Source organism: Acinetobacter sp. AOR41_HL, assembly GCF_027854645.1.
Lineage (GTDB): Bacteria > Pseudomonadota > Gammaproteobacteria > Pseudomonadales > Moraxellaceae > Acinetobacter > Acinetobacter nosocomialis.
This window is the reverse complement of record NZ_JAKTHZ010000022.1, coordinates 114,800-136,401: the sequence shown is the minus strand read 5'-3', so window position 1 is coordinate 136,401 and position 21,602 is coordinate 114,800. Positions and strand designations below refer to the sequence as shown.

At 40.6% G+C, this 21,602-nt stretch carries 17 protein-coding genes; 1 reads left to right on the top strand and 16 read right to left on the bottom strand.

What is annotated here, in order from left to right:
* Positions 1-22 precede the first annotated feature (22 nt).
* The 14 genes from MKL35_RS08160 to MKL35_RS08095 form a co-directional block, all read right to left on the bottom strand.
* A complete protein-coding gene (locus MKL35_RS08160; protein WP_032011720.1) occupies positions 23-583 on the bottom strand; it encodes a TPM domain-containing protein in 561 nt (186 codons plus the stop codon).
* Entirely contained in the window at positions 577-1,659 is a 1,083-nt protein-coding gene (locus MKL35_RS08155; RefSeq protein WP_065286472.1) for a TPM domain-containing protein, read from the bottom strand. The genes MKL35_RS08160 and MKL35_RS08155 overlap by 7 nt, the downstream gene beginning before the upstream one ends.
* 21 nt (positions 1,660-1,680) lie before the next feature.
* Entirely contained in the window at positions 1,681-2,271 is a 591-nt protein-coding gene (locus MKL35_RS08150; protein ID WP_002051712.1) for a LemA family protein, read from the bottom strand.
* Positions 2,272-2,404: 133 nt separating this feature from the next.
* Positions 2,405-3,292: a metal-dependent hydrolase gene (locus MKL35_RS08145; RefSeq protein ID WP_032011719.1), complete on the bottom strand. Its 888-nt coding sequence runs from the start codon at positions 3,290-3,292 to the stop codon at positions 2,405-2,407.
* A 172-nt stretch (positions 3,293-3,464) separates the two neighbouring features.
* The gene (locus MKL35_RS08140; protein ID WP_032011718.1) at positions 3,465-4,886 is read right to left on the bottom strand and encodes an FAD-dependent oxidoreductase; all 1,422 of its coding nucleotides are present in this window, start codon (positions 4,884-4,886) and stop codon (positions 3,465-3,467) included.
* Positions 4,887-4,955: 69 nt separating this feature from the next.
* Positions 4,956-9,431, bottom strand: coding sequence for a glutamate synthase large subunit (gene gltB / locus MKL35_RS08135; RefSeq protein WP_171057467.1), 4,476 nt, complete (start codon positions 9,429-9,431; stop codon positions 4,956-4,958).
* 462 nt (positions 9,432-9,893) lie between these two features.
* On the bottom strand, positions 9,894-10,769 hold the full coding sequence (locus MKL35_RS08130) for a hypothetical protein (RefSeq protein ID WP_032011717.1): 876 nt from the start codon (positions 10,767-10,769) through the stop codon (positions 9,894-9,896).
* Between the two features lie 15 nt (positions 10,770-10,784).
* Positions 10,785-11,867, bottom strand: coding sequence for a 3-dehydroquinate synthase (gene aroB / locus MKL35_RS08125; protein ID WP_004884725.1), 1,083 nt, complete (start codon positions 11,865-11,867; stop codon positions 10,785-10,787).
* A gap of 28 nt (positions 11,868-11,895) precedes the next feature.
* Positions 11,896-12,465: a shikimate kinase AroK gene (gene aroK, locus MKL35_RS08120; protein WP_002051689.1), complete on the bottom strand. Its 570-nt coding sequence runs from the start codon at positions 12,463-12,465 to the stop codon at positions 11,896-11,898.
* Positions 12,466-12,476: 11 nt separating this feature from the next.
* Complete coding sequence (gene pilQ / locus MKL35_RS08115; RefSeq protein WP_004884727.1) at positions 12,477-14,642, bottom strand: type IV pilus secretin PilQ family protein; 2,166 nt, start codon at positions 14,640-14,642, stop codon at positions 12,477-12,479.
* 62 nt (positions 14,643-14,704) lie between these two features.
* Positions 14,705-15,232: a pilus assembly protein PilP gene (locus MKL35_RS08110; protein ID WP_004711660.1), complete on the bottom strand. Its 528-nt coding sequence runs from the start codon at positions 15,230-15,232 to the stop codon at positions 14,705-14,707.
* A gap of 10 nt (positions 15,233-15,242) precedes the next feature.
* Positions 15,243-15,983 carry a type 4a pilus biogenesis protein PilO gene (locus tag MKL35_RS08105; RefSeq protein ID WP_004711658.1) on the bottom strand — a complete coding sequence of 247 codons (741 nt, stop codon included), beginning with the start codon at positions 15,981-15,983 and terminating at the stop codon, positions 15,243-15,245.
* Positions 15,980-16,624, bottom strand: a complete 645-nt coding sequence (locus tag MKL35_RS08100; protein ID WP_032011715.1) for a PilN domain-containing protein — start codon at positions 16,622-16,624, stop codon at positions 15,980-15,982. The genes MKL35_RS08105 and MKL35_RS08100 overlap by 4 nt, the downstream gene beginning before the upstream one ends.
* Complete coding sequence (locus MKL35_RS08095; protein ID WP_004711654.1) at positions 16,624-17,682, bottom strand: pilus assembly protein PilM; 1,059 nt, start codon at positions 17,680-17,682, stop codon at positions 16,624-16,626. Before MKL35_RS08095 ends, MKL35_RS08100 begins: the two co-directional genes overlap by 1 nt.
* Positions 17,683-17,843: 161 nt before the next feature.
* On the opposite strand from MKL35_RS08095, the gene ponA reads away from it, so the two are divergent.
* Entirely contained in the window at positions 17,844-20,402 is a 2,559-nt protein-coding gene (gene ponA / locus MKL35_RS08090) for a penicillin-binding protein PBP1a (RefSeq protein ID WP_031982123.1), read from the top strand.
* Between the two features lie 17 nt (positions 20,403-20,419).
* Here ponA and MKL35_RS08085 read toward each other — a convergent pair whose 3' ends face one another.
* The gene (locus MKL35_RS08085) at positions 20,420-21,244 is read right to left on the bottom strand and encodes a putative RNA methyltransferase (protein ID WP_004884737.1); all 825 of its coding nucleotides are present in this window, start codon (positions 21,242-21,244) and stop codon (positions 20,420-20,422) included.
* Positions 21,245-21,246: 2 nt separating this feature from the next.
* Positions 21,247-21,579 (bottom strand): DUF7709 family protein, encoded by a 333-nt coding sequence (locus MKL35_RS08080; protein ID WP_002051722.1) that lies wholly within the window; start codon positions 21,577-21,579, stop codon positions 21,247-21,249.
* Between the last annotated feature and the right edge of the window lie 23 nt (positions 21,580-21,602).

Sequence of the window (21,602 nt, the reverse complement as noted above, 5' to 3'; positions counted from 1 at the left end):
AACTAGAGTTTGTGTAGATAATTTAATTAATAATGATAGGCGCATTACCCAATTCATTATTCTGATCTGGCATATTTTCATCGTAAAAGCGAGACATCACATTACCAATTTGCTGAACCCCAATCACTACAGCTTGTAGATACTGCTTTTGTTTAAGCTGCTGCACAATAGACTCACAAATCTGTTGCCATACCTGCTCAGTCGTCGCGCTTCGAATACCACGATCAAATATAATTTCTACTGTGCGTTCACATAAATTTAAATAGAGCAGTACACCGCTATTAAGTTCAGTATCCCAAACCCCAAGTTCTGCAAATAATTGCTGTGCCCTTAAGCGCGTGTTCTGCCTATATGCTTGTGAACAAGGAATATGCCCTTCTATAACGACCTGTATTTCACCAACATGACCAAGTTCTGCTTGTTGAACAGCTTCAGCAATAGCTTGTTTATCCCTTTTACTAAAATAGCGGCTACTAGCAGGAAAATAGCAAAGATGCTTAAACCAACGTTTTAAACTTGGCTCTACATATTCCTCAATTTTTGGTTGAGTAATAATTTGTGTTGTTTCTGATGTTGTTACCATGACCCTGAAGCACCTCCACCACCAAAACGACCTCCACCGCCGCCATAACCGCCGCCTCCACCACCGAAGCCGCCTCCGCGTCCACCCCCACCAGAACCACTTAAAATAGCCTGTAAAATAAGTTGGGCAATTGAGGTAATGAGTAAAAAGAAAATACCAAATCCAAGTAATAAACTAGTGACCAAGCCAGCACCGTTTACAAAGCCTGCTACCGCGGCAGCAACACCTGCTGTAGAAGCACTAAGAGGTCGACCAACAATAAACGAGCCTACAATTCCGGCAATAAGAATAAACAACGCCATTGTCAAAGTAGTTTGTTTGGCTTGTTGTTCTTCGGCAGCCTGATGTTGGCGCTCTTTTAAATCTTGAGCAGCTTGCTGAGCAACTTCCGGATCTAGATTTAAAATCCTTCCGATTTCATCAAGACCAGCGTTTAAGCCTTGGGCATATTGGGCTTGTTTAAAATAAGGTGTAATTTGATTTCGAATAATTCGACTTGCCACAATATCAGGCAATACGCCTTCTAAACCATATCCAGTCAAAATTTGTATTCTATGATCATTAATAGCAACTGCGATAAGTAAACCATTATCTCGTTTACTCGAACCAAGTTGCCATTTTTCGCCGACACGTAAAGCGTAATCAAATATATCTTCTTGGCCTGTGGTCGGTACAATCAAAATACCTATTTGTGCCTTACCTTGCTGGTATAGATTTAAAATTTTCTGATTGAGTTGCTGCTTTTCAGCTTCACTCAAAATATTGGCTTGATCAATAACAGGCTGATTTAATGTTGGTAAACCGCGAATTGATTCACCATCAGCCATGTCATTCGCAACCTGAGCTTGAGACGCGGCACTTGAAGCAGCCTGCTCATTGATTTTAGGTTTCGATGCTTGAGCTTGCTGCTGTTGAATAATTTTACCTGCCACCACAGTATCAGTTTCATCTGTAGCAGTGGCAATATTATTCTCACTCCAAGCCGCACTCTGAAACAGAACACTGCAGCAGAGCACTATTAAGGTAATAACAAACACCTTAATTTGCTTAAACTGAAGCAATATAGTATTTCTCATGCGGCTCTTCCTTGATTTAAATTAATCGAAAGAAACTTTTGGAGCCTGCTGAGCCGATGCTTCTGCAGAGAAATTAGCTTTTGGATGCATACCAATCACTTTCGCTGTTACAGCTTGTGGGAACTGACGGACATAAGAGTTATAGTCTTGAACAGTTGTAATATAACGATTACGTGCCACAGCAATTCGGTTTTCTGTACCCTCAAGCTGAACCTGTAATTCTTGGAATTGGGTATTGGCTTTTAAGTCTGGGTAATTTTCTGAAACAGCAATCAGTCGAGATAATGCACCAGTTAACTGGCTTTGCGCTTGTTGATATTTTTCAAGTAATGCTGGGTCTTCCAATACTTCTTTATCGACCTTCAAGCCTGCTACATTTGCGCGTGCCTGAGTTACTTCAGTTAATACTTGCTCTTCGTGCTTAGCATAACCTTTAACTACGTTTACAAGATTTGGTACTAAATCTGATCGACGTTGATATTGGTTCTGTACCTCAGACCAAGCCGCTGTTACAGCCTCATCTTTGACCTGTAAAGTATTATAGCCACAGCCGGAAAATAGTAAGGTGCTTGCAAGTGTTGTCGCGATTACAAGTTGTTTAAACGTTTTCATCGTCACTTTATCCTCAAGTTTTTCTTTATATTTTTAACCTCTTGTCTCGATTGTATGATGAATTTGGCATTATTGTGTTGCTTTTATTTTATAGATTTAAAAAAACCGGATCTTTAAATCCGGTTTTTTTATTCTAGCTTGGCCTTAACTTTGTTTCCTCTTGGAAACTTGTCATTTGATATTCATCGGCCAAATAACTCTTCCAGTAATCGACCATCTGGCCATAGTTTTTTTGACTCGGATGAAAGTCTTTTCTGTAATAAGCAAAATATTCAGGAGTTAGCTGTATAAGCATTTTAGCAAGCAAATATAGCCCAAATAAGTTACCTCCGACTTTAGGCAAGCTTTTCCATTTATCTTGCCAAAATAACCGCGTCGTACCATAGAAAGCAAGACTCGCAAATCCCGTAGTAACACTACGCATGAGTAAACGGCGAATACGATCATCACCATATACATGTTGGTACACATCAAATGCAACTGAACGATGCTCGATTTCCTCAATAGCATGCCAGACCCAAAGCTTTAGCGCATCTTGGTCCAAAGTTTTTAATAATTCAGGATGCTGTAAAATATACCCTCCAAGCAAAGCCGTAAAATGCTCAAATGCACATGTCAATGCCAGCTGTAGCTTAGGAGAAATTGTTCTTAAATATTTATCACGCTCATTCAACCAAGCCTGAAAACGATCCAGATTATAATCATCACGGCGCCAAGCCTCATTAAATTCACCATGCGCTTTTGAGTGCATCGCTTCTTGTCCAATAAAAGCTGCAATTTGTGCCTGCAATTGGGGATCGGAAACTTTGTCACGTACATTACGCACGCTATTTACAAAAAACTGTTCTCCTACGGGAAATGTTGAAGAGAGTGCAGTTAAAAAATGGGACATTAAAGGCGAATTTGCAAAATAATAGCGCTTGATTGCTTGAGGATTAAACTCAAGGCGACGCACTGTAATACCCAACGCTTTTCGACGATTTAAATATGATTTTTCTGCCGTCATACCTGCGATGTTCATGCTCAACACCTACTGTAGTGAAGAAGGAAGTTTTGAGTATCTCTTGCAACTAAGGGGCCAAAAAGGGCAAAAAAGCTTATTGTATTTGCCAAAAACATCAAACTGATTAACGGTAAAAAATAAAGCCTGCATATAGCAGGCTTTATCAAAAACTTTAGTAATGATTTTTAGATTAAACACCAAGATAATCTAAAATACCTTCAGCAGCTTGGCGACCTTCCCAAATAGCTGTAACTACAAGATCTGAACCACGCACCATATCACCACCAGCAAAGATTTTCGGGTTTGATGTCTGGAATTTAAATTCTTGATGCTCTGGTGCAACTACACGACCTGAACCATCAAGATTAATATTCACATTACCAAACCAGTCTGCTGGACTTGGACGGAAACCAAACGCGAGTAAAACTGCATCTGCCGGTAAAATTTCTTCCGAACCTGGAATTGGCTCAGGGCTACGGCGGCCACGACTATCTGGTTCAGCCATCTGCGTCGTTACCACTTTTACGCCTGTTACTTTACCATTCTCACCAACAATTTCGATTGGTTGGCGGTTAAACAAGAACTTTACGCCTTCTTCATACGCATTTTTTACTTCACGTGCAGAACCTGGCATATTGCTTTCATCACGGCGATATGCACAAGTTACATCATGAGCACCTTGACGCAATGAAGTACGGTTACAGTCCATTGCGGTATCACCACCACCAAGAACAATAACTTTTTTACCGTCTAAGCTAATGTATTCACTTGGATCTTTTTCCCAACCTTGGCAACGGTTCACGTTAGAGATCAAGAAATCAAGCGCATCATAAACACCATCAAGATCTTCACCCGGGAAACCACCTTTCATATAGGTATAAGTTCCCATTCCCATGAATACTGCATCATATTCAGCAAGTAATTCATCAATCGTGACATCTTTACCAATTTCAGTATTTAAGCGGAATTCAATCCCCATACCTGTGAAAATTTCACGGCGGCGCTTCATGACATCCTTTTCCATTTTGAATTCTGGAATACCAAATGTCAGTAAGCCACCAATTTCAGGACGCTTATCGAATACAACTGGCTTAACACCACCGCGGGCTAAAATGTCGGCACAACCCAGCCCTGCTGGACCTGCACCAATGATCGCAACTTTTTTACCTGTCCACTTTACATGGGACATGTCTGGGCGCCAACCCAAAGCAAAAGCGGTGTCATTAATATATTTTTCAGCGTTCCCAATAGTTACTGCACCAAAACCATCATTTAAGGTACAAGCACCTTCACACAAACGGTCCTGCGGACACACACGACCACATACCTCAGGTAAAGTGTTCGTTTGATGGCAAAGCTCAGCAGCCTGGAAAATTTGTCCTTCGGCAATGAGTTTTAACCAGTTTGGAATGTAGTTATGTACAGGACATTTCCATTCGCAATATGGGTTACCACAACCTAAACAACGGTGTGTCTGATTAGTGACAGTTTCCGAAGTAAAAGGTTTATAAATTTCCACAAATTCTGCTTTGCGGACAGTAATATCTTTTTTCTCTGGATCTTGACGTGGTACATCCAGAAATTGAAAGTCATTATTTAGGCGTTCTGCCATGTCTCTCTCCGTGGGTAGGCGCGGATTTCCCTGTTGCCCGCACCTGCCTATGTCTTTGCAGTCGTGGAATTATTGTGGATCAGCTTGTGTAGTTTTCAAAAGCGATTGCAAGTTAGCAGCTTTTGGTTTTACAAGCCAGAATTTACGGCTGTAGAAATCGAACTCATTGCGAATTTTATAAGCCCAAGCACTACCAGTTTCTTTAATATGCTCGTCAATAATACGCAACAAGAACTCTTTATGATCTTCCATAGATTCAGTTGAAATACGGGTTAAGTCAATTAACTCGTGGTTGTAGTAATCTACAAAGTCATTATCAAGGTCAAGCACGTAAGCAAAACCGCCTGTCATACCTGCACCGAAGTTATGACCCACTTTTCCAAGCACAGTCACAACACCACCAGTCATATATTCACAGCAGTGGTCACCTGCACCTTCAATAACAGCAAACGCACCAGAGTTACGAACCGCGAAACGTTCACCTGCTGTACCTGCAGCAAATAACTTACCGCCAGTTGCACCATACAAACAAGTATTACCAATAATTGCTGTATTTTGTGTTTGGAAAGGCGAACCTTTTGGTGGGAAGATCGAGATACGACCACCCGCCATGCCTTTACCTACATAGTCGTTAGCATCACCTTCAAGACGGATATGTAAACCACCAGCATTCCAAACACCAAGTGACTGACCAGCAGTACCTGTTAGGTTCATTACAACCGGATGTGCTTCCATACCCAAGTTGCCATAGCGACGAGCAATCTCACCCGATACACGTGCACCAATTGAACGGTCACAGTTCACGACATTAAAGTTGAACTGACCGCCTGCACTTGACTCAATTGCAGGAAGCATTTCTGCAACCATTTTCTCAGCCAATACACCTTTATCAAATGGTGCATTACCTTGTACTTCACAGTACTGCGCTTTACCTTCAGCAGCAGGATGAGAAGTTAACAATGCACTTAAATCAAGGTGAGCATGTTTTTCAGTTTCACCCGGTAATACTTCAAGTAAGTCCACGCGACCAATTAAGTCTTTAAGTGAAGCTACACCAAGAGCCGCTAACCATTCACGTGTTTCTTCTGCAATAAAGTGGAAGAAGTTAATGAGCATTTGTGGTTCGCCAATATAGTGCTCTTGACGTAAATGGTCTTGTTGAGTTGCAACACCAGTTGCACAGTTGTTTAAGTGGCAAATACGTAGATATTTACAACCTAATGCAATCATTGGTGTTGAACCAAAACCGAAACTCTCAGCACCTAAAATTGCTGCCTTAATAACATCAAGACCAGTCTTTAAACCACCATCAGTTTGTACACGTACTTTGCCACGCAAGTCATTTACGCGAAGTGCCTGATGCGCTTCACTCAAGCCAAGCTCCCATGGAGAACCTGCGTGGTGAATTGATGAAAGTGGAGATGCAGCAGTACCACCGTCATAACCAGAAATGGTAATAAAGTCTGCATATGCTTTAGCAACACCAGCAGCAATCGTACCTACGCCCGGTTCAGATACCAACTTCACAGATACCATTGCTTTCGGGTTAACTTGTTTCAAGTCAAAAATCAGTTGCGACAAATCTTCAATTGAGTAAATGTCGTGGTGTGGTGGAGGTGAAATAAGTGTCACACCCGGTACTGAGTAACGTAAACGCGCAATTAAGCCATTCACTTTACCACCTGGTAACTGACCACCTTCACCTGGTTTTGCACCTTGAGCAACTTTAATTTGCAAAACTTCAGCAGAAGTTAAGTAAGCAGGTGTTACACCGAAACGACCAGATGCAATTTGCTTAATTTTCGAGTTACGAATTGTGCCGTAACGTGCAGGGTCTTCACCACCCTCTCCAGAGTTTGAACGACCACCAATGGTGTTCATCGCAATTGCAATGGCTTCATGCGCTTCTGGAGAAAGCGCACCTAAAGACATGCCTGCCGAGTCGAAACGAGGCAAGATATCTTCAACCGATTCAACTTGTTCAACTGGGATCGGATTAGTTGTTTTTAACTTAAATAAGTCACGAATAGTCGCTACTGGACGGTTATTTACCAATTCAGCATATTCTTTAAAGTCTTCGTATTTACCAGAGCGAACCGCTTTATGTAGTGAGTTAATCACATCTGGGTTAAACGCATGGTACTCTTTACCAAATACGAATTTAAGCAAACCACCCTGATCAATTGGCTTACGGCTTGACCAAGCTGTCGCCGCTAATTTTTTCTGGTCATTTTCAAGATCAACAAAAGTTGCACCTTGGATACGGCTCGGAACGCCTAAGAAACACTGATCTACAACTTCAGATGATAAACCTACTGCTTCAAAAAGCTGACCACCACGGTAAGAGGCAACTGTCGAGATACCCATTTTTGAAAGAACTTTTAACAAGCCTTTCTCAATACCTTTACGGAAGTTTGCTTGTGCATGAATCGGATCACCTAAAAGCTCACCTTTCGCAATCAAGTCATTGATTACGTCATATGCAAGGTATGGGTAAACAGCAGTCGCACCAAAACCAAGTAATACCGCAAATTGGTGTGGATCACGTGCAAAACCAGTTTCAACCATAATGTTTGCATCAGTACGCAAACCAGTTTTAATGAGGTAATGGTGTACCGCACCCGTTGCAAGAGCAGCGTTTGCAGGTAAGTAACCTTCACGAATGTTTTTATCAGTTAAAACAATTAGGGTTTTACCATCACGAACAGCTTGTGCAGATTCTTCACAAATACGCGTAATTGCCGCTTGTAAACCTTCTGTTTCAGCATAGTTCAAATCAATATCAACTGCCTCGTAACCTGCACGCTCAATTGTACGGATTTGCTGCATTTTTGAATTTGACAATACAGGGCTAGAGATGATGATACGATCAGCATGCTCAGGACCTTGTTCGAATACGTTCTGCTCACGACCCAAACAGGTTTCAAGTGACATAACAATTGATTCACGCAGTGGGTCAATTGGTGGGTTTGTCACCTGTGCAAACTGTTGACGGAAGTAGTCGGTCACATGACGCACTTGACGAGACAATACAGCCATTGGCGTATCGTCACCCATAGAACCAACAGCTTCCTGACCGCTCTCAGCGATTGGACGTAACAACTGGTCGCGCTCTTCAAATGTCACCATAAACATTTTTTGAGCTGCTTTTAATGCTTCACCAGTTAAACCTTTATCAACAAGTTGCTCTTCAAGTTCTGGGTTTGCATTTAAGCGAATCGCGTGATCACGTAACCACTCACGGTACGGGCGCATGTTTTTCAAATGAGTACTAACATCTTTAGTATCAAGTACTTTACCTGTTAAAGTATCGACTACCAAGATTTGACCAGGACCTACACGACCTTTGGAAACTACATCTTCAGGTTCATAGCCCCAAACCCCAATTTCAGATGCCAAGGTAATGTAATCATTTTTGGTAATTACCCAACGTGCAGGGCGCAGGCCATTACGGTCAAGCATACAAATCGCATGGCGTCCATCTTGAATAACAAGACCAGCAGGACCATCCCAAGCTTCCATATGTTTTGAGTTGAATTCATAGAATGCACGCAAGTCTGCATCTAGAGTTTCAACGTTTTGCCATGCTGGCGGTACGAGCATACGTAAAGCACGGAATAAATCCATACCACCGCCCACCAAAATCTCAAGCATATTATCCAAGCTTGAAGAATCCGAACCTGTACGGTTTACAATCGGGTTAAGCTCAGTAAGTCCTGGTAATAATGGGTTTTCAAATTTAGGAGTACGCGCTAACGCCCAGTTACGGTTTGCTGTAATCGTGTTGATTTCACCATTATGCGCAAGGTAACGGAATGGCTGAGCCAACGGCCAACGCGGTAATGTATTTGTAGAGAAACGTTGGTGGAATACCACGATATGCGATTTTAAGCGCTCATCTGCCAAATCTGTATAGAACTCAGCAATTGCAGCAGGCATCATCAAGCCTTTATAGCTAATAACTGTCGAGCAAAGCGTAGTCACGTAAAATGACGGATCTTTTTGAAGTTGTTGTTCCGCACGGCGACGCGCCAAGAATAACTTACGGTTAAATTCAACCTCAGTTACACCCATTGGACAGTTCACAATGACTTGTTCAAAAGCCGGTAAAGATTGAAGCGCGATTTCACCTAATGCATCGTTATTTGTAGGGACAATACGCCAAGCAAGTACACGTAAACCTTCTGACTCAATTTCTTTTGTTAAAATATTTTTAGAGTGCTGTGCTAATGCAGGATCAATATTTAAAAATACCGTACCCACAGCAAAAATTTCACTTAGTGTAATATCACTTAGTTTTTTTGCTTCATCACGGAAAAATTGCTTTGGCATCGCCAATAATAAGCCGCAACCATCTCCCGTCTTGCCATCTGCGGCAATACCACCACGGTGCGTCATGCAACTTAAACTGTGAATCGCGGTTTCTACTAGATGATGACTTGATTCACCCTTCATATGGGCAATCAGTCCAAAACCACAGTTATCCTTAAACTCATCAGGCTGATATAAACCTTGAGCGGGAGCTACAGTATTAGGCGATGGCATGTGCATAGCGTACCCTTCTTTCAATAAGGCTCTTTCGAGCGTCAAACAAACAACTTCTTTTTGCGATAGTGCCTACGGATGACAGTTAGCTCAATGTTTCGCAAACAAAAAATTTTGGGCTGATAAGCCAATATACGCTGTTCCATTTTTACGTACACTGGTTTTTGCTAGAAAAATGTTTTGACTTATTTCGCACTCTTTTAAAGCAGTTGGACTCCACGCCTCTGCATAGAATTCACTTCTTAGAGGGCTAAAATAGTTTGCAGCACATTAATAAGCACAACAATAAAGCAAAAAGTGTGCCATATTGAAAAAATGAGACTAAACCCTTATATTTATTATAAATATAGTTATTTTATTCGCGTTATCATGTTAAAAAATGTCTAAATATGCACCACATCTGATCAAAAAATATTATCATATAATTAGTTTGCACCATTTTTGCGCATATTATTAGATAAATTAATTCCCTTTTGTGCCCTCATTTGTGGCATTTTTCTGCTGTCCCTCATTGATTCGTGTTTGAGGTATTCTATTAGGCTGATCAATATTAGAATTTGATTGCTGTACATCAACCACATTTCCTTCTGCATCACGACGAATAATCGTAGTTTTTGTAGCTGAATTAGTTGCAGGAGCTTTAGGCTGAGCATTGGCAGTTCCCGTAGCTACTCCTGACATCAATAATGACTCATCAATTGTAGGTAAAGCAGCCGGACGCAGACGTACTTCATAAAGCTGATTATTGCCACCTTTCATCTCATCTGCCCCTAAGTCATTTACCAGTGAGGCATAACTTGAGAACTGTTGTGGCTGAGGTTTAACTGACTCAGGTAATTGCAGGTTAATTTGTGTTAATTGCTGAATTGCCTCTTCTGAGCGTTTAAATGTGCCATAAACCAACACATACTGCTCTGCTTGTTGTTCCCCACTTAAACGGAAATAAATAAATTTATTACGGTCGGTACGATTTTTTAAAAAGTTTTTAATAATATCTTCATCAGAGGCACGAAATAACTCAAGCGTCCATTGTTTTTTATTTTCATTAATAAACTTTGTACCGCGAAACTCAGGTTCATGCTCACCCGAAGCCACAGTACGTGTAGTTAAATCGAGTGGACGAACCTCATCAGCCAAAGCACCTAGGTTAGGTGTTGTAGCAACTTTCTCTGGTTGAATTTGTACAGGCGCCTCAGAGTCAGCGGACTTTTCAACTTCAACCAGTTTTTTGCTATCTGTAATTACCCAAAAAATAAAAGCAAGCAATAAGCAGGCAATACCACCAACCAACCAGATATATTGTTGAACATTCTGCCAAAGTGTACGTGATACAGTCATGCTTTACCTTATTTGTTATCCGTGTTGATTCGCCAAAATAGCTTGTTTCATCAATTCGACATCAAAGTCCTTGGTAATTACTGCTTGTCCAAGTTGCTTTAACAACACCAAACGTAATTGTCCATTAAGAACTTTTTTGTCATGAGCCATATATCCAAGGAAATCATCCAATGGAATTTGTGGACATGATATCGGCAAATTCGCACGTTGAATGATTTTTTTTGTACGAGCTACATCTTCATTTGAGATCCAGCCCAAACGCTGTGATAAATCTGCTGCCATCACCATACCAGTTGCAACAGCCTCACCATGCAACCAAGTACCATAACCTAGATACGACTCAATCGCATGGCCAAAAGTATGACCTAAATTAAGTAAAGCGCGTTCACCTTGTTCTTTCTCATCATTCGCAACAATACGCGCTTTATGAGCACATGAACGATAGACAGCTTCTGCAAGTAAATCAGCATCTCTAGAAACAAGGCCATCCATATTTTCTTCAAGCCAAACCAAGAAATCAGCATCACCTAAAAGTGCATATTTGATCACTTCAGCTAAACCGGCCGAAAGCTCACGTTCTGGCAATGTATTCAATTGTGCCATATCAGCTAAAACGACTTGTGGTTGCTGAAAAGCACCTAACATATTCTTGCCAAGCGGATGATTGATTCCTGTTTTTCCGCCAACACTCGAATCGACTTGTGAAAGCAATGTCGTAGGAACCTGTACAAAATAAACGCCACGTTGGAAACAAGCAGAAGCAAAACCCGCCATATCCCCAATCACGCCACCACCTAAAGCTAAAACTGTACAATCGCGATTAAAGCCGGCTTCAAGCAATGCATCAAAAATTAAATTTAAATGTTGAATATCTTTATATTTTTCGCCGTCAGGTAAAATACAAGTCGCAACCGTTTTACCCAGACTTTTTAATGCTTCTTGATAGTGGCTTAAATATAATGGTGCAACCGTAACATTGCTTACAATCATGACCTGTTGACCATGTATATATGGCTCGAGTAACTGTTTCGGGTCAAGTTGACTACCAATAAAAATAGGATAACGGCGTTCGCCTAATTCAACATGTAAAGTTTGCATGAATTTATAAAACCACTAGTCAGTTCGTCTATTTTAACTTGTTCGCTAGAATAAGTTGCAAAATCTTTTGTGCGAGATCACGTGCAGCACCTTGATTTGTTTCAATCGTATAATGTGCAACTTCTCTATACAGGGGGTCTCTAATCTTTAATAAATCCCGCAATTTTTGTTCAGGATTTTCAACTTGTAATAAGGGTCTGTTTTTATCCCGATAAGTTCTTTGTAGTTGTAATTCAACAGGAGTATATAAATAAATAACGATTCCACGTTGTTTTAAAAATTCTCGGTTAGGTGCTTGAGTAATCGCCCCACCACCCGTAGCAAGCACTAATGCTTTACGTGAAGTGAGCTCATTTAAGACCACAGTTTCACGGGTACGAAATCCAACTTCTCCTTCTTTTTCAAAAATCCAGGGAATAGTCGCCCCTGTTTTGCGCTCAATTTCATGATCACTATCTAAGAATTCACGCCCTAATAGTTCTGCTAAATGACGTCCAACGGTTGTTTTTCCTGCCCCCATGGGCCCTACCAAATAAATATTTGGCAGGGTTTCAAACGCTTTGCTTGGCAAGGCGCCACCTATTTCAATTGCTTTCATTAAAAAATATATTAATGATTTCTAGCTAAAGTGTCATTAACAATTCGTGGTGTTACGAAAATCAATAATTCTTGCTTATCATCAGACTTTACATCTTTTCTAAATAAATGCCCTACAATAGGAATATCACCAAAAAACGGAACTTTGGTTTGAGAATTCGTCGTTGTTTGCTCGAATACACCACCTAAAATAACGGTCTCTCCATTATCAACCAGCACATTGGTATTAATATTATTCTTATTCAGAATTAATTCACCATTTGGGGCCGCACCTGCTACAGAGTCCTTAGAAATATCCAATTTCATTTGAATCTTACCGTCAGGCGTAATACTTGGAGTTACATTTAGGCTTAGTAATGCATCTTTAAATGATGTTGTGGCTGTTGAGCCTGCAGCAGAATTTGTTGTAGTTTGATATGGAACTTGTTGACCTGTTGCTACTTTCGCAGTTTGCTTATCGGCGGTCATCACTTTAGGCGTTGAAATTACTTCACCATAACCATCGGCTTGTAAAGCTGAGAGCTCAAGATCCAACATGAAGTCCGACATACTAATAAGACCAAAGGCAATACTACCGGCAGGATTAGAAACCCCCAAATCAACGTTTAAATTATCTGGGCGCTCAATCGTATATTTATACCCACCTGTAGTTTCATCTTTTTTAGGTTCGCGCAGATTCCATAAAGTTGTTTCACTACCACCAACCAACAAATTTTTATTATTGGTAATACCTTGCGAAAGAATGCCCCACTTCACACCAAGTTCTTTGGTAAACGACGTAGACGCTCTCACAATACGTGCTTCAACCATAACCTGTTTAACTTGCACATCAAGCAAGTCAATCATTTTTCGAATTTGATCAATCGACTGAGCAGTATCATTAATAATAAGAGTATTAGTTCGGTCATCTTGAGTAATGGTACCGCGAGGGCTAAGTAAACTACCCACATTATTCCCAAGACTATCAACGCCAGTATTTAAATTGGTTGAAGTTGAAGTTCCTCCACCAGAAGTATGTTGTAAGCCATTACTATTATTTGAGCCTTGAGTAATTAAACCCATAATATCGCCAGCTTTAGCGTATTTAAGTTGAATATACTCTGTCTGTAACGGAGCAAGTTTTACACTTTGCGCTACAGCTTTCGCTTCTTCCTCTTCCGCTTTAATCAACTCTGCAACAGGAGCAATCCAAATCACATTCCCATTACGACGTTTATCAAGATTTTTAGTTTTTAAAATAATATCCAGAGCCTGATCCCAAGGTACATCTTTTAAACGTAGCGTGATATTACCTTGCACACTATCAGCAGCCACCATATTGATTCCCGTAAAATCAGCAAGGAGCTGTAAAACACGGCGCACTTCGATGTCTTGAAAATCTAGCGAAAGCTTATTTCCAGAATAATTTGGCGTTTTATATAAAGAAGTTACATTTTTATCTTGTGGTCGTTTCAAACTGATTGTGAGCTTATTTTCAGCCTGATATGCCATGTATTCGTAGCTACCAGATGACTGAATAGTAATTACACCAGCACCTTTATCATTATAAGCATCAATACTTGAGACTGGTGTTGCAAAATCATTTACATTTAGACGACGCGCCAAATGTGCCGGAATTTTTGTACCTAAAGTTCTTATAACAACTTTACTGCCTTGTTGTTGAACATCTACAGGTGTATTACTTCCCAAAAGATCCACAACAACTAAACCTTCTCCCTGACTACCACGCTGAAATCCAATGTTTGAAATACCTTGTGGTTGTGCAGTAACTACTGGTACAGGTTTATTATTCGGTTGGACCGAATTAATTTTTAAAATGAAAGTATTACCTTCCACACGTGTTGTAAACGCTCCAGCATCTTTTAAATTTACAGTCAAACGTGAACGTTGATCATCTGAAGTTACATCTACAGAGCTTGCTTCATTGGTTGCAACAGCAATTTTAGACTGTTTTAAACTTTGTTGAGCTTTATCAAAATCTAATATTAAACGTGACGGATTTTCAAGTTGGTAAGCCTGTGGCTGTGGTGGCAATCCATTAAACATAACTCTAATTTCTGTGCCCTGACCTGCAACTTGCGTTGGTACTATATTGGTCATGCTGACCTGTGCAGATGCAGCCTGCATAATTGCAACAGCTACAGCCCCCATAGAAAACTGACGGAATACCTGATTCATTGTCTGACCATCCCCAATTAAATAATCTTTAAAAATACTTTTTCGTTGTTATTCCCTAAGTTTTAGGGTGCAGGCCCAATCAAGACCAAAGTTCTCGGTCTCTCGACATAGCCTTCTCGACCATCTGGCACAATCTCGACCAGATCAATCTGGGTTGGACTAATATGAGTAATACGGCCCTGATTCATGCCCATATAATTACCCACTTGTACCCGTTCAATTTGATGATCCGGTGTCTGAATCAAAGCCAATATTTGACCACGATTATTACGCATGCTTCCTTTCATATTTAAGGCTTCAAGTGCATAGTTTTCTAATGGTTGCGGTGCACGTGAGAAATTTGGATACACTCGCTTCCCGGCCATAATTTTAAGCTCAGCTGCCAGTGAGCTTGGCATAAACGGGCTTTTTAATTGATGAGCAGCATAATTAAATTGTGGTACAGGGGTAAAAATCGGCGCTGGTTCAATAGGGAGCGGTGGCTGATTGCGAATACTTGCCATTTGCTGATTGACTGCGTCAATTCTTGAATCACATCCCACAAGAGCGGCACAGGCCAAAATATAAAGAGTAATTTGCTTAATTTTCATCATAACTCTCCTATTTCGGCTGAGCATTAGGGCTAGTTGGTGCATTCGCCGCTGCAGCCTTAGCTGGTTGTGCCGATGGCTCTGGTGCTCCTATATATCGATAGGTTTTGGCTTTAATAGAATAATTAAGCACAGGAATATCTGACTTACTATCTTTAGCTGGAGCAGCCTCTACAACAAAGTCATGCATCGTCACAATACGTGGCAAAGCAGAGATACTACTTACAAAAGCACCGAAAGCGTGATAGTCGCCTGTTGCTTCGATGGCAATTGGTTGTTCAATAAAAATTTCCTGCTTTACTTCATCCTCTAAACGGATATTTTTAAATTTCAATCCAGAGTTCACACCAGTTAAGTTAATATCCTCAACTAAACTTGGAATCTCTGTTTCTTTCGGCAATTGTTCTAATTGCTGGTTGAAATTTGCCTGCATCTCTTGAAGCTGTACTTGATACTGCTGAAGATTACGTAATTTCGAGTCTTTTTCTCGAAATTCATTTAATAAATTACCTTCCTGAGCTTGGGCATTATCAATTGCTTGTAGCTTTGGCTGAATAGCAACAAAATAACCCAAAGCCAATACAGCAAAGAAAATAAAAATCCAGCAAGTAATTTTTACAGATATTGGCCAACTACCATAGTTGTTCATATCAAGCGTATTAAATTGCTGAAGGAATTTATCGAGATTAAATTTCTTTTTCTTTGAAGCTGATTGCTCTAATGATAATTCTTGCAGTTCATCTTGACTCATTTGGCTGCCCCCGTGTCTTTCGCTACGGCTGGCTTATCAGCATCGTTATTCGTTGTGGTCACGCCCATTTCCCCCAAATCGACAGTCACAACAAAACTGCCATAGTTATCTTCCACCCTAGGAAGAAGAGAACTCGCAGTCTTATCTTTTTTATCTTCATTAGCCAAGAAAGAATTCATAAAAGCATTACGATACCAAGGAGACGATTCAAGGTTACGAAGCAATTCAGCTACTGTATTTGGACTCTCAGCTTTACCCTCGATCGTAAATTTATCCCCCACTCGACTGAATTTGGTTAGATACATTGCTGGTGGCGTGACTCGAACGAGCTCATCAACTAATCGCACCACTACTGGCCGTTGACTCTGCAAATTTTGAATCAACTTCATACGCTCAATAATGGCATCACGCTGCTCTTGTAAACCGTTTAATGCTTTTAATTGCTGATCAAGGTTTTGATTTGTACTTTTAATAAGTTGGTTTGCTTGTTCTTGATCATCTAATTTATGATCAAAATAGAACCATCCACCAAATACGGTTGTAATCCCCAAAACAACCACCCCAAAGCATAGATTTATAAATTGTTTTTTTCGTTGTTCCCTTAGCTCTTCACGCCAAGGTAGTAAGTTAATTGTTGCCATTAATCAAAACTCCTTAAAGCCAAGCCGCATGCCACCATTAAAGATGAAGCATCATTTTCGATTTTTTGAACGTCGACTTGAGGAGAAAAACCCATTTGTAAAAATGGGTTGGCAATAGTGACACGGTAGCCTAATTTTTGCTGCAAAAGCTTGGCAAGACCTGGAATATTCGCATTGCCACCTGCAAGCAAAATATGGTCTATTTCGTTAAACTGAGATGAAGAAAAGAAGAATTGTAATGAGCGGGCCGCCTGCTGAACCACAGCATCTAGAAATGGATCTAGTACCTCAATTTCATAATCGTCTGGCAAAGTACGGTCTTTTTTAGCTCGGCTTGCTTCTTCTAGAGAGAGGCCATAACGACTTTGAATTTCAAGCGTAAGTTGCTTACCGCCAAAAACCTGCTCACGAGTATAAATAATCTTGCCATTTTGCATGACCGATAGTGTTGTCATGGTATGGCCGATATCTAAAATTCCTATCGTATTTGCGCCCATCGGCAAGCTATCAGCAAACACACTAAAAGCACGTTCGACTGCATAACTCTCGACATCTGCCAGTTTAGGATTCAAATCTGCCAATTCAAGAACTTCAACACGTGTTTCAACGTTTTCCGTTCTTGTTGCGACCAAAAGAACATTTACTCGATTTGGATTCAGCAAGCGATCAGGCAAAACCTCAAAATCAAGGCTCACCTCATCCAGCGGGAACGGTATGTACTGCTCCGCATCTACACGAATCTGAACTTCACGTTCGTCATCGCTCATATCTGCATCCATTTCGATAGTTTTATGAATAACCGTCGATGTTGGAACAGCAATTGCAGCATTAGTGGTTTGGGGATTTGCTAAATTCATCGCCCGTTCCAAAGCTTCTGCTACTGCTTCTGGATTTAAGATATTTTTTTCAACTACACTGTTTTCAGGTAAAGGCATCAAAGCATAGCTTTCTACCCAATATTTACCGTTCTTGACAGAGAGCTCTAACAACTTAACAGAAGTCGAACTAATATCGACGCCCATTAACCCCTTATTAGGTTTACGATATAACCTGAGCACACTATTGTCCTATTATTTTTTTATCCCCAAAAAAAATTACAAACCAATAATCTCGGTCTTTATTTTTACACGGATACAATATCTCATCTAACAATCCGCATGTCTAAAGGCTATACTGACCACAATTAGTTTGTATTCGATCTTATTAAAGCTTACTTATCATGAAAAAGCTATCCAGTTTGGGCTTCGTGCGTCCAATTTTTTTGATCATTATTATTATCTTAGTCTCACTTCCGATGGGATTTTATGGCATGTATCTCTATATTGCCCCAACCCTCCCGGAAATGAGTTCACTAAAAAAAGCACCGCTTTTAAAGCCCTTGCAAGTCTATACAGCCGACAACCAACTTATTGCTGAGTACGGTGGTAAACTTTCTATTCCTGTTGAATACAAACAAATTCCTCCTACGTTTATTCATGCATTCCTAGCAGCAGAAGATTCTTCTTTCTTCGAACACAGCGGCATTAGCTTTAAAGGTTTAGGCCGTGCTTTAAGTGAAAGTGTTACTGGGTCTGATGTGCAAACAGGTGGTTCTACCATCACAATGCAGGTTGCAAAAAACTATTATTTAAGCCCAGAAAGAACTTTAAAACGCAAACTAACCGAAATCTTTTTGGCCCGAAAAATTGAACAAAACTTATCTAAAGAAGACATCTTAAGTCTTTATGTGAATAAGATTTTCTTGGGTAAAAATGCTTACGGTATCGCAGCTGCTGCAAAAATTTACTATAACAAGAGTATTAATGAGCTCAGCATTGCTCAAATGGCTATGATTTCTGGCTTACCGAAAGCACCATCTAAATACAACCCAGTGGTTAACCCAGAACGGGCACTTGAACGCCGCAACTGGATTTTAGGCCGTATGTTGCAGCTCGGTTATATTTCTCAAGCAGAGTATCAAAAGGCTGTTGCAGAGCCGATCAACTTGAATATGCCCAACCGTGACCTAAATAATATTCACCCATATGCAGGTGAAATGGTCCGCTCAGAGCTTGTAAAACACTTTGGTGAACAAGCAATTGACTCAGGCTATAAGGTTTACACGACCATTAACGCCCAACGTCAGGCTATTGCAGAAAAATCTGTACAAGATGGTTTAGAGGCTTATGACCGTCGTCATGGCTGGCGTGGAGCAGAAGCACATGACAAACCATTAAGCCAATTTAGAGCTTATGCCAACACCTACCCTGCGGAAGTCACCAAGGTAAATAACAACTCTTTTGAAGCCTTAATGCAAGATGGTTCAACAGTCACTGTGCAATGGTCTGGCATGTCATGGGCCCGCCCCTATCGCAATGCAAATAGCGTAGGTGGAGCACCTTCACGTGCATCTCAGATTGTTAAAGTTAAAGATATTGTTCGTTTACGTCCAAATGAAGCTAAAACTGCATGGTCGTTAGTTCAAGTACCTAAAGTTCAAGGTCAGCTTATTGCAATTAATCCAAATGATGGCTCCATTGAAGCAATTGTTGGTGGTTATAATTTCTATCAATCAAAATTTAACCGTGCTTTACAAGGCTGGCGTCAGCCGGGTTCGACCATCAAACCATTCCTTTATGCTTTAGCATTAGAACGTGGCATGACACCTTATAGCATGGTCAACGATAGCCCGATTACCATTGGTAAGTGGACACCAAAGAACTCTGATGGCCGTTACCTAGGTATGATCCCATTACGCCGAGCTTTGTATTTGTCTCGTAATACCGTCTCTGTAAGACTTTTACAAACTGTAGGGATTGAACGTACTCGTCAGTTATTCATGGATTTTGGTTTACAAGAAGATCAGATTCCACGTAACTACACCATTGCTTTAGGTACACCTCAAGTATTGCCAATTCAGATGGCAACAGGTTATGCAACGTTTGCAAACGGTGGCTACCGTGTCCAACCACATTTCATTCAACGTATTGAAGATGCATACGGTAAAGTGATTTACGAAGCTAAACCAGAATATGCATGTATTCCATGTATTAATTCACCTGAAACAACTGAAGATGCACAGGCAACTACACCAGATGATCAAGTTGTTGAAGTGACCAATAAAGAGTTGGAACAGAAAGAAAAAGCAGCTAAACAGCTCAACCTAAAACAAACTGATAAGAATAATAGTCAATATCGTCAAGCTCAGCGTATTTTAAAATCAAGCTCTGCTTATGATATGGCAAATATCTTACGTGACGTAATTGAGCATGGTACAGGTCGTGCCGCACTTAAAATTGGCCGTAGTGACTTGGGTGGTAAAACAGGTACAACGAACGACGCAAAAGATGCATGGTTTGCAGGTTTCAACGGCAAGTTAGTCGCAATTACATGGGTCGGCTTTGACCAACCAACAACACTTGGCCGTCGTGAGTATGGTGGTATTGCCGCATTACCAATCTGGATTAACTTTATGGATCAATCTCTAAAAGGTACTCCAGCTTCTTGGGTTCGTTTAGAAAAAGATGCTCAGGCACCTATTTCTCGTGACAAACAAGCTGTCGTTACAGAAATAGGCGATAAGAAAACATATCGTGCTGCACCACCATTAGCACGTCCACTCTATCGTCCTGCACCACCGCAACCGAAAGCTAACACCAATAATGACTTTGATGACCTACCTGGTGAGGAAATTGTAATTCCATCTAAGGCAGCACCTCCGGCAATGAAGCCTTCACAAGGAACAGCGCCGAAGCGTGACAAAGATGAGTTGGAAAACTTGATTAACCAAATTGAGTAAAAATAAAAAAGCCATCGTTAGATGGCTTTTTTATTACGCTTTTGAAAAAGATAGATTTGAAAAGATGCTGTCACTTTCAGGTGTGATTGCTGTTCTAATTGCATCCGGCGCTCTGGAGACGCCTTATACGCATAAGGCGTCATAGCGATCAGATTCTTTAAAGCTTCTTGGTCAAGTAATAAAGGAGCATCTATAACTTGCTGTTCTTTCAACTCAAATAAATCTTGCAGTTGTTCAACAAACTTTTGCGGTGTGTGCGGATTAACTTGCTCAAATAGCGCTTCACGCATTGCATACAGATGATCGGTTGCAGGAGTCACAACAATTAAATACCCATCATCTTTTAAAACGCGCAAAATTTCTGCTTGTGGAATCGGGCTAAAAAGACTCGTACACACATCTATACTTTGATCAATTACAGGTAAAGTTGCTCCTGTACCGACAACCCAAGTCACGTTGGCATTTAACTTTGCAGCACGTTGTACCGCATTTTTTGCAATATCTACACCTATACATTGCTCAACAACCTGTTGCATCGCACTAGTGTAATATCCCTCACCACAGCCAATATCAAGTACAGCTTTAGCTTTAAGATGCTTTAGCAAATGAACTACTGCTTGCTGTAAAGGCTGATAATAGCCACCCTGTAAAAAGGCACGGCGTGCATCTACAGACTCAGGAGTATCCCCGGGATTTTTACTGTGTTTATGCTGTACGACATGTAAGTTCACATAACCTTGCTTTGCAATGTCATAGCTATGACCCTGTTCACACCGCCATGTTTTGTTTACCAGCTCAAGTCGCTGACGACATACGGGGCACATTAAATTTTGCGTAGTCACGTTTAATTATTCTCTTGTTCTTTTTGTTGCAAATAAGCCTTAGCGTGCATTCCAACAAATGTGCGACCTGCATTTGTTCCAGAAACCCATTCATCTACTTCAAACAAATCAAATAATCCCACTTTAATTAAAGTTGGAATAGCGATCTTCAACTCTTCTTCAATTTGCCCTCTTTGTCCCGCATTATAGAGTTCAATATTATGCAGCATTGTCGCGACAGTTCCCGTTTGTACCTGACTACCATCTTTAAGTACAACTTGAGGTAATACTTCCCCATCACTAACCACTTTTTGGTTAATTACAGATAATTGGTCTAGCCCAACAACCTTTGTCATTTACCTCTCCAATAAAAAAAGCC

What these genes read in the sequence shown, in the direction of transcription:
- MKL35_RS08160 (WP_032011720.1), bottom strand. Translation starts at nt 583, where the DNA reads ATGGTAACAACATCAGAAACAACACAAATTATTACTCAACCAAAAATT.
- MKL35_RS08155 (WP_065286472.1), bottom strand. Translation starts at nt 1,659, where the DNA reads ATGAGAAATACTATATTGCTTCAGTTTAAGCAAATTAAGGTGTTTGTT.
- MKL35_RS08150 (WP_002051712.1), bottom strand. Translation starts at nt 2,271, where the DNA reads ATGAAAACGTTTAAACAACTTGTAATCGCGACAACACTTGCAAGCACC.
- MKL35_RS08145 (WP_032011719.1), bottom strand. Translation starts at nt 3,292, where the DNA reads ATGAACATCGCAGGTATGACGGCAGAAAAATCATATTTAAATCGTCGA.
- MKL35_RS08140 (WP_032011718.1), bottom strand. Translation starts at nt 4,886, where the DNA reads ATGGCAGAACGCCTAAATAATGACTTTCAATTTCTGGATGTACCACGT.
- gltB (WP_171057467.1), bottom strand. Translation starts at nt 9,431, where the DNA reads ATGCCATCGCCTAATACTGTAGCTCCCGCTCAAGGTTTATATCAGCCT.
- MKL35_RS08130 (WP_032011717.1), bottom strand. Translation starts at nt 10,769, where the DNA reads ATGACTGTATCACGTACACTTTGGCAGAATGTTCAACAATATATCTGG.
- aroB (WP_004884725.1), bottom strand. Translation starts at nt 11,867, where the DNA reads ATGCAAACTTTACATGTTGAATTAGGCGAACGCCGTTATCCTATTTTT.
- aroK (WP_002051689.1), bottom strand. Translation starts at nt 12,465, where the DNA reads ATGAAAGCAATTGAAATAGGTGGCGCCTTGCCAAGCAAAGCGTTTGAA.
- pilQ (WP_004884727.1), bottom strand. Translation starts at nt 14,642, where the DNA reads ATGAATCAGGTATTCCGTCAGTTTTCTATGGGGGCTGTAGCTGTTGCA.
- MKL35_RS08110 (WP_004711660.1), bottom strand. Translation starts at nt 15,232, where the DNA reads ATGAAAATTAAGCAAATTACTCTTTATATTTTGGCCTGTGCCGCTCTT.
- MKL35_RS08105 (WP_004711658.1), bottom strand. Translation starts at nt 15,983, where the DNA reads ATGAGTCAAGATGAACTGCAAGAATTATCATTAGAGCAATCAGCTTCA.
- MKL35_RS08100 (WP_032011715.1), bottom strand. Translation starts at nt 16,624, where the DNA reads ATGGCAACAATTAACTTACTACCTTGGCGTGAAGAGCTAAGGGAACAA.
- ponA (WP_031982123.1), top strand. Translation starts at nt 17,844, where the DNA reads ATGAAAAAGCTATCCAGTTTGGGCTTCGTGCGTCCAATTTTTTTGATC.
- MKL35_RS08080 (WP_002051722.1), bottom strand. Translation starts at nt 21,579, where the DNA reads ATGACAAAGGTTGTTGGGCTAGACCAATTATCTGTAATTAACCAAAAA.